Below are 11,536 nucleotides of genomic sequence, written 5' to 3' on the forward strand. Positions count from 1 at the left end.
TAAGGAGCATGAGCAGCTTATGTTAAAGAGAGAAGAAATTCAAATACGTGATCCTTTCATACTGACGGATACAAATGAAATGAAGTACTACCTCTATGGAACTACAGATAAAAATGCATGGGAAGGAAAAGCGACGGGCTTTGATGTGTATGTGAGCGAGGATCTTGAAAATTGGGAAGGACCGTTCCCTGCTTTTCGGCCGGAAGCCGACTTCTGGGCGGACCAAAATTACTGGGCCCCTGAAGTTTACCGTTATGAGGGCAAGTATTATATGTTTGCCAGCTTTAAGGCAGATAACAGATGCAGGGGAACGCAAATCCTGGTCTCAGAGCATCCACTTGGGCCGTTTATTCCGCATTCGGATGGTCCTATTACCCCTTCTGATTGGGAGTGTCTGGACGGAACTCTATACGTTGATGATTTAGGGATTCCCTGGATGGTATTTTGTCATGAATGGCTGCAGGTGCAAGATGGCGAAATGTGTGCTGTCCAATTAATGAAGGATTTCAAATCTGTCATTGGCGCACCAGTGATTTTATTTCATGCATCAGAAGCATCGTGGGTTTGTGGATTTGCAAGAAGTGCCGCTTCAACCGAAAAAAATAACTTTGTGACAGATGGGCCTTTCTTGTATCGGGCGGAAAATGGCGAACTCCTGATGCTGTGGTCAAGCCATGGCGCTGATGGATACGCAATTGGGATTGCGCGTTCTGCAACAGGACAAATTACGGGATCATGGCTGCATGATGATGAGCCGTTATTTGCCAAAGATGGCGGGCATGGCATGCTGTTTACAACTTTTGACGGGACATTCATGCTAACCATCCATAGACCTAATCGTACTCCGGATGAAAGGACTGTATTTCTGCCTATAATTGAGGAAAATGGAACATTGAAAATTAAACGGGAGTATAAAAATCCAATTGTCCTGCAGCGTGCAGACCCATGGATTTATAAACATACAGATGGTTACTATTATTTTACGGCATCAGTTCCGGCATTTGACTGCATTGAACTAAGAAGAGCCGCAACCATCCAGGGACTGGAATCCGCAATTCCGACTATCATATGGAGAAAACATGCTGCGGGTAAAATGAGTTCACTTATTTGGGCGCCTGAAATCCATTTTATCGATGGTAAATGGTATATCCATTTTGCTGCCGGAGGATCGGATGAGAACTTGGACGAGGTGTGGGACCACCGGATGTATGTTCTTGAAAATGAATCCGTGAATCCGATAGAAGGGGCATGGGTGGAAAAAGGCCAGCTTCAAACAAACTGGGAATCCGTTGCTCTGGACGCTACAACCTTTGAACATCAAGGAGTAAGGTATCTGGTTTGGGCACAAAAAGATCCCGAAATCGAAGGGAACTCGAATCTTTATATAGCTGAAATGTCTAATCCATGGACGATTAAAGGCAAACAGATCTTGCTTACAAAACCGGAGTATCCATGGGAAATAGTAGGCTATTGGGTCAATGAGGGGCCTGCTGTATTGAAGAAAAACGGTCAAATATTTATCAGTTATTCTGCGAGCGCCACGGATAGCAATTATTGTATGGGGCTATTGACAGCTTTGGATACAAGTGATTTATTAGACCCGAAATCATGGATCAAGTCCCCGGAGCCCGTGTTTAAAAGCAATGACGAAGCCGGACAATATGGCCCTGGCCATAATTGCTTTACTATATCGGAAGACGGTTCAGAGGATATTATGATTTATCATTCCCGAAGCTATAAGGAAATAATCGGTGATCCGCTGTTTGACCCCAATCGCCATGCGCGAGCACAAAAATTAGACTGGAATGAGGACGGAACTCCGAATTTCGGCATACCTGTTGCAGATCGTTAAGACATGGGTGCTTCGAATCATACAGAGAAGAATTTTATAATCGGAATGGAGAATACAGGATGAAGCATGCAAAATGTATGATTGATAAAGAGTATTTGATTGCGGAAATTGATCCGAAGCTATTTGGCTCCTTCATCGAACAAATGGGCAGAGCCGTGTATACGGGCATTTACGAGCCCGATCATCCTATAGCAGATGAACAAGGCTTCAGAAAAGATGTATTGGAATTAGTAAAGCAGCTGCATATCCCGATTGTCAGATATCCTGGAGGAAATTTTGTTTCAGGCTATAACTGGACGGACGGAATCGGACCCAAGGAGAATAGGCCAACTAGGCTTGACCTCGCATGGTTATCTGTAGAGAAGAACGAGTTTGGGATCGATGAATTTGTCGATTGGTGTAAGAAGGCAGATACAGAAGTAATGGCTGCTGTTAATCTGGGTACGGGAACGCCTCAGGAAGCGGGATACATGCTTGAGTACTGCAACCATACTTCTGGCACTTACTGGAGTGACTTAAGAAGAAAAAACGGGCATTCAGACCCTCATAACATAAAAATTTGGTGCTTGGGCAACGAGATGGATGGACCTTGGCAAATCGGTGCGATGAATGCGGAGGATTATGGTAAAAAAGCGCGTGAAACTGCAAAGATCATGAAATGGGTTGACCCGTCCGTGGAACTGGTTACATGCGGAAGCTCCTCCCCGTTGATGCCCACTTACCCGGAATGGGACAGGGTCGTTCTAGAGCACACCTATGAACATGTTGATTATTTATCTTTGCACAGATACTACGAGAACGAAGGCAATGTCGAAGATTTCCTAGCCTCATTTGTAGATATGAACGATTTTATTAAAACTGTAGCGTCTACGGCTGACTATGTAAAAGCCAAAACCCGCAGTAAAAAGACACTTAAATTATCTTTTGACGAATGGAATATTTGGTATCAAAAGAAACAAACACGGTTCCCTTGGGAAGTGGCACCGCCGATTCTCGAAGATAACTATTCGTTGCTGGATGCGCTTGTTTTTGGCGGTATGCTTTGTACGCTTTTGAACAACGCGGATAGGGTCAAAATGGCTTGTCTCGCCCAATTGGTCAATGTCATTGCGCCTATTTTTACGCAAAAGGGCGGAAAAGCAATCAAACAAGCCATTTATTACCCGTTCCAGCAGGTATCGTTATATGGCAGAGGAAAAGCTATTCAAACACAGATAGCGTGCCCTAAGTTCGAGAGTAATCTTTATGGGGAGGCGCCAATTATCCAAAGCGCTGCAACTTATAATGAAGAGACGTGCAGTTTAACATTATTTGTATTGAACTGCGATAAAGAGGATGTCGAGTTAACGATGGACTTGAGGTCATTTTCAGGGGTAAGAGGAATTGAACATATGATTATGGATGGTCAAGATCTGGAAGCTAAGAATTCATTTGATGAACCAAATAAGGTTGTACCACGAATAGCAAGTATGATTGAGCATGGGGATAAAGTGCGAAATGTTGTAATTCCTAAGCTTTCATGGAACGTATTGAGATTTTCCACTAACGGAGATAATCGATGATTTCAATGACCGTACGGGCAGATAGTAGGAAATGATTCAATGCTCCTGCAAAAGCCGCTTTTAGCTCGTTTCTTACTATGTAATAGAAACGCCCTCCATGTGAATATGGCATGGAGGGCGTTTTTGTATTAATTTACCATTAATAGAGTGTATTGATAGATTCTGGAGTGAAGGGCAGCAGTTCATTCATGCGGCCATCGCGAATCTTGTTAGCCCATTCGGGATCATGCAGCAAAGCGCGGCCGACAGCTACCAAGTCAAATTCACCTTGTTCCAATCGCTCCACCAGATTCCCAAGATGCACAGCATTCGCACCAGCGCCTTCACGGAAAAGCTTCGTGAATTCAACATCCAATCCGACGGAGCCAACGGTAATGGTCGGTTTGCCTGTCAGTTTCTTGGTCCAGCCCGCAAGGTTCAGAGTAGAGCCTTCAAATTCAGGCTCCCAGAATCTTCGGGTTGAGCAGTGGAACACATCGACCCCGGCTTTAACCAATGGAGCCAAGAACTGCGCAAGTTCCTCCGGTGTGTTCGCTAATTTGGCTGCATAATCAGGACCTTTCCATTGCGAGAATCTGAACACGATAGGAAATTCAGGGCCGACTGCATGCCGGCAAGCCTCGATGACTTCAACTGCGAATCGGGTGCGGGCAACCAAGCTTCCACCGTAGTGGTCAGTACGCTGATTCGTTTTCTCCCAGAAGAATTGATCAATTAAGTAACCATGTGCGCCATGCAGCTCGATACCGTCAAATCCGATTCGTTTGGCGTCGGCAGCGGCTTGCGCATATGCCGCGACAAGCTCGGCAATTTCTTCTACCGTTAGTGGCTCAGATACCTTCTCTCCCGTCAGATCGAGTCCGGACGGGCCTACGGGAAGCACTTCAGGATTCGGTTCGCTTCCTACCTTGCGTGTCGTCCCCACATGCCATAGCTGTGGAATGATTTTACCTCCAGCCTCGTGTACGCCGGCTGCTACTCTTGCCCAACCTTGCAAGGCAGCTTCTCCGTGAAAATTCGGCCAGTTCGGGCTTGCACCAGCTGCCGGATGATTGATGAGCGTTCCTTCTGTCACAATGAGTCCTATACCGTGCTCGGCACGACGGCGATAATAATCCGCAACGTTTTGTTCCGGAACTCCCCCTGGCGAGAAGCCACGTGTCATGGGGGCCATAACAATTCGGTTGGCCAATTCCAAATGTTCCGAACGGAAAGGTTCGAACAAGGAAAGAGCCGAAACGGAGCTGGCAGGGCTATTCTGATTTGTCATTTGTTTATCTCCTTTAGAACTTCATTTCATCGAAGGAACTTGATCCTGCGGTGATAAGTTTAGAATATCATAAATCCACACTAAATTCATTGGAATACAATATATTTAAAATGTGATAATTAACAGAATAAGAAGAGTCATTATACATAATTGATTTACTCATTTTACATATATAAAGATTGGAGGAATTTAGGATAATGAAAATGGCTCGGCAAGATCGTCATCGTTGTCTATCTTGTCCAATGGTATACCATCATTCCCATTGTTCTACGCCAATTCAGTGATCTGCTCCGAGTTCTGCTTCTTAATACAACTCCGGGAATATTTATCATATTGCCTATGGTTCTGATCGTTATCTATGTGACCTATTCCGGAGGGATTGATGGGATCGGACGTGTCAGCGAAATATTGGGACCCGTTATTTTTTTGATGGTATTGCTGGTCTTGACCACAAGCGTCACCAATATACAATGGAACCGTCTGCTGCCCTTTTATGCGGACAGCGGTATGGGGGCTATTATCAAGGGTTCGCTTCCCCCCGCTTCCTACCTTGTACATGCGGTTGAATTTGTCATGATTTCATCTTTTCTTTTTACGCCACGCAAGGGATCCCCCTACGTGATTTGGGGTGTTGCCATTGCCAGTTTTGGCGTGCTGCTATCGATGATTATGGTCATTTTAACGGTAGGCGTCAATCTCACCTCCAAAATGTGGTATCCATTTTTTGAAATGACAAAAAAGATTGCTGTTTTTGGGTTCATTGAAAACTTGGACGCCATTGCCGTTGTCATCTGGATCGCCAGCGTATTCATTAAATTGTCTATTTATATGTTCGTTACCAGTTACGGAACAGCTCAGTTTTTACAAGTGAAAAATTGGAAGAACATGATCCGGTTACCATTACTGGGTTCCATTTGTACTTCCTGTCAACATGATCGGCTTGCCCTTGCTGCTGATTATTGTAGGGAAAATCCGGCAGAAGAAAAAAACTGCAAGTTAGCAAAAATGGATTATAGCGAATGAATGACCGATATGTAATCCTCGTTGGTGTATAACTATACATATTATGGGAGATTATAAAATTAGTTTCCGACTATGCTGCAGAAAGGATGGGGGGTCAGAATGAATATAACCAAATTTTTCAAGAAAAATCACATGAAAAGTTCATCCTCCCCTAACATAATTCAGGATGCAGCTATGCAGGAACTATTGAAAGTGCATGAAGCGATTTCGTCGAGCCTGTCTGTAAACAGAAAGCGGTTGGAGCAAATTTTTGCGAACTGTAAAGATATCATTTTCATTCCGTGGTATTATGGACCCAATCTCCAATATGAGGCGATGGGCATTTATTGTATAACATTGGTTAAAGACAAAAAGGAAAATTATTTTAAAACCGTCATGCAGGATCTGGTTCGCCATCAAATAGGAATGGCCACAGATATCAAACCAGACGATGTGATCAACTTTTTCGAGAGTCATGGGGCTTCCGTTGAAACCGCACATACGATAGGAGATTTGAACAGATCGGTTGAAGATATATTGGAAGGAAACGTTGTTGTCTTTTTCGATCATTGGGACAAAGCACTGAGCTTCAGAGCGATAACGCTTCAAGAGAGACAAGTGACGGAGAACCTGATTGAGCCAGTGGTGAGAGGTCCGCACGAGAGCACGGTAGAAAATCTGAGTCAGAATATTGGTCTGATACGGATTCGCTTGAAAACCCCTGACTTTAAACTGGAACTCTTCAAAGCCGGGGGGAAATCGCATTCCGAGGTTGCTTATGCTTATATAGAAGGAGCCGTGAATCCGGAAACGTTGGCGGATTTTCAGGAGCGGATCACACCAGCCAAAGAAATGGAAGTATTGGAAACTTCCTATATTGAAGAACTGCTTGAGGAGTCGGTATACTCGCCATTACCGCAATCCCGGGTTACGGAGCGTCCTGATGTAGCTGCTGCTGCCCTCTTGGACGGCAAGATCATTGTGATGGTTTCTGGAAGTCCGTCGATTCTGATCTGTCCCGGTTTATTCCTCGAGTTTTTGATGTCTCCTGAAGACTATTACCAAAGAACGGTTTTTTCGTCCTTTATCAGATGGTTAAGATTCATAGCTTTTTTCTTGACTGTATTCCTTCCAAGCATCTATATCGCTTTGACTACCTTTGATCCCGAGCTGATTCCAACTGTGCTGCTGCTAGCGGTTCTCAATACGCGAGAAGGGATTCCATTTCCGGCCTTTATAGAGGCGTTGATCATGGTCTTTTTTTTCGAAATTCTGGTCGAAGCGGGGGTTCGATTGCCGCGCCCCGTCGGCTCTGCCGTCAGTATCGTAGGTGCTTTGGTTATCGGGGAAGCATCCATTAATGCCGGCATAGCCTCCCCGATCATGGTCGTCGTGGTGGCCCTTACCGGGATTGCCAAATTCTCGCTCCCGCAGTATAGTCTTCAAACTGCTGTCCGAGTCCTGCGAATACTTGTGATGTGCATTTCCGCTTTTTTTGGGGGGTTTGGGCTGATGATCGGGATCCTGCTGCTGCTGCTGCATATGATGAGTTTACGTTCGCTCGGTCAGCCTTATCTGGCTTCGTTAGGACCACTTCGCCCACGACAATTACGCGATGTGTTTATCAGGGCGCCGCTGATTTCTCAACTTCGCTCGCCGAGAAATCGTCACAAGCATAATCGGCTTACAGATAACAGGAAAGAAGGATGAACGGTGAGAACATTTGGAACTGCTGCATTAACTTTTGTAGTTCTTGTCTTCTTAACCGGATGCTGGAATAGAGTCGAGCTGGATACCCTTGCTTTTGTTCAGGGAGTTGCAATTGATGAGTCGGAAGACGGGAAAGATATTGAACTGACCATCCAATTCTATAGGCCGATGACGGGAAGTAAACAAACACAAGGAGGACCATCTAGAGAAAGCTATATCAATATTAAAACAAGAGATAAGTCCTTGTTTGAAGCGATCCGCGATATGACCATTCATATCGGCCGGAAGGCGCAGTGGAGCCATATGCGGGTTCTAATCATCGGAGAAGAAATTGCCAGGAAAAGGAATATCGGGGAGATTCTGGATTTTTTCTCACGGGATCACGAACCACGGGCAACGATAAGCGTTATGATCGGCAAAGATAGGGCGGAGCTATATTTGAAAAAAGGCAAGCCGTTTGTCGAAACGTCCATGGGTCAGCAATTGCGCGAGTCTGAACTAGTGGCATATAAGTTTACAGGGAAGTCTTTAAAAGCCTCCTTTATTGATCTGATGCTGGAATTGAAAAGCGAAACAGGCGTTGCCGCTGTACCGTATGTCTATTTTGACCCGAAGAATAAGCCGCTAAGCTCTCCCGTTACCGGACTGGCGCTGATGAAGAAAGGAAAATTGGTTAATGTGCTGCCACCAAAAAAAATCGAAAGCTTATTAATGCTGTTGGACGAATATCAATCAGGCATTCTCCAAGTCGAATGCCCGGGTGAGAGTAAAAAGAAAATGAAGAAGGTGGAAGCCGTTGAAGTCTCGACACTAAAGACGAAACTCAAATTGAAAATCAAGGGGGATTCGGTGGCCGTCCATGTTTCGACCAAAATTGATGGGTATTTCGGCGAACTTATCTGTACGAATCTGAAAACCCCGGAGGACGTAGAGAAATTTAACAAAAGAGTCCAAAAGGTTATCGAACAGGATATGAAAAGTACCTTGCTTCTTATCCAGAAGCAAAAAATGGATGTGCTTGGAATCGGAAATCGCATATACCGCAAGGATCCAGCTTTATGGTATCGCATGAAGCCGGATTGGGAAGAACGATTTCAGGGTATAGCATTTACCGTTGAGGTTAAAGCAAATATATTCAATACAGGAGCTAACCTTGGCGAACCGGTTGCCAAATAGTCCCGATCTTTGCAATACGGGCGAACGGGGAGAAAACGATGATCGAGAAAATCTTGATTTTGCTTGTGGCATACACCGCCATTTTTGCTCATGATGGTCTGAATCTGAAGCAAGCAAGCAGTAGGGAGAGGTTCGTTCATAGTATATTAATGATCGCTTCTCTATATCCAAGTCTTATTTATGTGCTGGATCTGCGTTGGCCGAATCTGGACGAATTGGTTCATTTCTTTTTGAAAGATCCGGCTGAGAAAATTGTGGAGTCTATCAAAGTTCCATCTTAACCAAACTTATGCTTCTGAAGCTAATTTGTATCCCCAAAAACTCCAAAGAGGGGGCAGTCAATATGAAAAAGCGGATAACGGTTAGTTCGCGGCAAATGGCGACGCTGTTCCTCTCATTTCTGACCGGTTCGTCAATCGTAAATATACCGGCGCCTTTAACTGGAGCGGCAAAAAATGCCGCTTGGATGTCTCTGTGGATGGCGAACGGATTAGGGATGCTTTTGTTGAGCTGTATTCTCTATCTGTACCGGAAATATCCCGAAATGACGCTCATCCAGTACAGTCGGCAGGCCGTTGGAAGAGTATTGACCATTATTTTAGTCATTCCCTTCTTTTTGTTATCTTTCATGATGCTTGCCAATATCGTGGTGGACATCGGCGGATTTTTCAAGAGTACGATGATGAGGGAAACGCCGACCTATGTCTTTCACTTTTTAATACTTTTCACAGCGGCACTGACTGTTCGTTCAGGTATTGAAGTCATGGCCAGGATGTTTACTTTACTGCTGATCACGATATTTATATTCAGCGCCATAGTTATGCTTTTAACACTGCCTGCCTATCGTGTGGAACTGCTAATGCCTTTATTTCCAAAAGGTTTCAAACCGGTTCTGCATGGCGCCTATATCGCTTATGGATTTCCATATGCAGAGCTGATCTTGTTTTCGATGGTTCTTCCGTTTGTGAGAAAGGACCAAGAACCTCTAGGTAAATTTATGTTTGCATCGCTTCTAATCAGCGGGCTCTCGCTAACCTTGGTAATTGTATGCACGATCATGGCGCTGGGGCCGATGGCTGGGAATATCAAATTTTCCTTATTTACACTTGCGCGCTTGATTGAACTCGCGGATATCATTGAACGGGTCGAATCAGTAATTGGCATGACATTGATCGCTGGCTCCTATATGAAAGCAACCATTGTGCTGTTTGTGATCAATTTGGGGCTAACCCAATTATTCCAACTGCAGGATGACAAGATTCTGATTTTCCCTATAGCATTTTTTACGGGAATGATCTCACTGACCATGTTCCGGAACGAATTGGAATTCATGGGACATGTAGGTACCGTTTGGCCTTTATTTATAACGGTTACAGGCGTTGTTCCTATCCTTTTGCTAACGATTGTAACAGCGTTAAAGAGTCGGCGGAAGCAAGCGTCAAGTTAGGACATCGTTGTACCAAGAGGCTGCTCATTCATGATATTGCGAAAGGATATAATCCGCTGTTCGAATCGCTAAAGCAACGGTTGTCAATGTCGGGTTAGCTGCTCCGGTAAGCGGCAATACGCTGTTATCGGCCACATAGAGACCGGGTACGCCGTGTATTTGCCCATACTGGTTTGTTGCCGAGGTGGCGGGATCATCGCCCAATCGGCACGTTCCCGCCTCATGATTGTCCAGACCGGGAGGTAGGAGACTAGGGTTTTCGTAAAAACCCAGCCCCATTGCTGCGGCAGCACTTCGAATGGAAGCCGTCAGCTCGCGGATAACGGCCTTATCTTGAGAACTGTACGAAAATTGCACCTTTAATAAAGGTACTCCGAATGAATCACGTCGGGTAGGGTCGAGGCTGACATGGTTTTCAAATCGCGGTTCGAGGGTCGCCAAGCCGAAAAATCCAAGTCTTAGTTCGTCAAGAAGTTTTCTTTCTTCATAATGGTACCACCAGTACTCTAAAGGATCAGTCCCTAAAGTGAAGAACATATATTTCCGATCTGCAGCACTTGGAACCATAATAGCCGCATTTCCCAACACTTCGGGAAATTGATTGCGGTTTATTTTTGCTTTCGCAACGACTGTCGGTTGGTTCACCAAATATCTGCCGATGGCTTCTCCGGGAATATTGGAGTTTAGCAAAATACGCGGCGTTTCAAAGGTACTGGCGGAAAGGATTACCGTCTTAGCTCTGATGTTGCAGGTTTTACTGTCGGAAGTAACCACCTTAACGCCTGCGGCTCTTCCTCTCTCGGTGATAACCTGTACAGCCCGCGTTTTTACAGCCAGATCAAAGGGCTTAATATTGAGAGCGTAAGCCATAAATATAATGGAACTAAAAAAGACATTCGAATGGAGCTGACCATACCGGGTAACATCAAGGTCAACAGCCAGAGGAAGGTCAATGGCATCCGGAAATCCGCCGAAGCGAAGGCGATGGAGAAGTTTTTCCTGAAGGGCGGATCCCTTTGCGTATGCACCGGTTACATTCATGATCTGTTCAGCGGTAAGGTAATAGGGAACTAGTTCTTGATAGGAAATCGGCCAAGATTTGATTTCTTCGGGCAGCAAACGGGGACACATTAAATACCAATGAAGGGTTCTTCCGCCTAAAGCTCTAAATATTCTCGCCCCCGGATAATCCGGCCATAATTTCCCGATTGGTTCGGTATGGCGGGGACTTTCTATAAATTGAGTAAACCGCGTTTGATCGAAAGTAGGCAAATTATGAGCATGGGTCGGTAGCATGAGATCCCCGGCCTCGATCATACCGATCCGCATGCCGTTATGTTTCGATTGTTCGATTAATCTCCAGAGTGCGGCCCCGCCTCCAGCACCGCTGCCGACAATAAGCACATCATAATTGGTTTGAGCCATTTTCTCGAGCGGAGTCAAGGGAATCCACGGTACCTTAGCAGGCTGTGACGAATAAGTACGAGCATCGCTGTTTTCGGTCAATTTAATCGCCC

The 11,536-nt window shown here is 45.1% G+C and carries 9 protein-coding genes and 1 pseudogene; 8 read left to right on the forward strand and 2 right to left on the reverse strand.

Going from position 1 to position 11,536, the window contains the following annotated elements:
* Positions 1–19: 19 nt before the first annotated feature.
* From QFZ81_RS09385 to arfA, 3 genes and pseudogenes are all read left to right on the forward strand, one after another.
* A pseudogene (locus QFZ81_RS09385) lies at positions 20–847 on the forward strand (glycoside hydrolase family 43 protein); the annotation flags it as partial.
* Positions 848–892: 45 nt separating this feature from the next.
* Complete coding sequence (locus QFZ81_RS09390; RefSeq protein WP_307449956.1) at positions 893–1,852, forward strand: glycoside hydrolase family 43 protein; 960 nt, start codon at positions 893–895, stop codon at positions 1,850–1,852.
* 59 nt (positions 1,853–1,911) lie between these two features.
* Positions 1,912–3,414, forward strand: a complete 1,503-nt coding sequence (gene arfA / locus QFZ81_RS09395; RefSeq protein ID WP_307445170.1) for an arabinosylfuranosidase ArfA — start codon at positions 1,912–1,914, stop codon at positions 3,412–3,414.
* A 139-nt stretch (positions 3,415–3,553) separates the two neighbouring features.
* Here arfA and QFZ81_RS09400 read toward each other — a convergent pair whose 3' ends face one another.
* The gene (locus QFZ81_RS09400; protein WP_307602467.1) at positions 3,554–4,684 is read right to left on the reverse strand and encodes an NADH:flavin oxidoreductase; all 1,131 of its coding nucleotides are present in this window, start codon (positions 4,682–4,684) and stop codon (positions 3,554–3,556) included.
* Positions 4,685–4,945: 261 nt separating this feature from the next.
* On the opposite strand from QFZ81_RS09400, the gene QFZ81_RS09405 reads away from it, so the two are divergent.
* The 5 genes from QFZ81_RS09405 to QFZ81_RS09425 all read left to right on the forward strand — a co-directional run bounded on the left by QFZ81_RS09405 (position 4,946) and on the right by QFZ81_RS09425 (position 10,019).
* Positions 4,946–5,707: a GerAB/ArcD/ProY family transporter gene (locus tag QFZ81_RS09405; RefSeq protein ID WP_307606859.1), complete on the forward strand. Its 762-nt coding sequence runs from the start codon at positions 4,946–4,948 to the stop codon at positions 5,705–5,707.
* Between the two features lie 99 nt (positions 5,708–5,806).
* Positions 5,807–7,396 carry a spore germination protein gene (locus QFZ81_RS09410; protein ID WP_307602469.1) on the forward strand — a complete coding sequence of 530 codons (1,590 nt, stop codon included), beginning with the start codon at positions 5,807–5,809 and terminating at the stop codon, positions 7,394–7,396.
* A 3-nt stretch (positions 7,397–7,399) separates the two neighbouring features.
* Positions 7,400–8,572: a Ger(x)C family spore germination protein gene (locus tag QFZ81_RS09415; RefSeq protein WP_307445164.1), complete on the forward strand. Its 1,173-nt coding sequence runs from the start codon at positions 7,400–7,402 to the stop codon at positions 8,570–8,572.
* Positions 8,573–8,610: 38 nt separating this feature from the next.
* Positions 8,611–8,853, forward strand: a complete 243-nt coding sequence (locus QFZ81_RS09420) for a hypothetical protein (RefSeq protein ID WP_307445162.1) — start codon at positions 8,611–8,613, stop codon at positions 8,851–8,853.
* A 62-nt stretch (positions 8,854–8,915) separates the two neighbouring features.
* On the forward strand, positions 8,916–10,019 hold the full coding sequence (locus tag QFZ81_RS09425; protein ID WP_307445159.1) for a GerAB/ArcD/ProY family transporter: 1,104 nt from the start codon (positions 8,916–8,918) through the stop codon (positions 10,017–10,019).
* A gap of 24 nt (positions 10,020–10,043) precedes the next feature.
* Here the strand turns inward: QFZ81_RS09425 and QFZ81_RS09430 are convergent, their stop codons facing one another.
* Positions 10,044–11,525 carry a GMC oxidoreductase gene (locus QFZ81_RS09430; protein WP_307445157.1) on the reverse strand — a complete coding sequence of 494 codons (1,482 nt, stop codon included), beginning with the start codon at positions 11,523–11,525 and terminating at the stop codon, positions 10,044–10,046.
* Positions 11,526–11,536 lie beyond the last annotated feature (11 nt).

The sequence above is a fragment of the Paenibacillus sp. V4I9 genome, from assembly GCF_030817295.1.
Taxonomy (GTDB): Bacteria; Bacillota; Bacilli; order Paenibacillales; family NBRC-103111; genus Paenibacillus_E.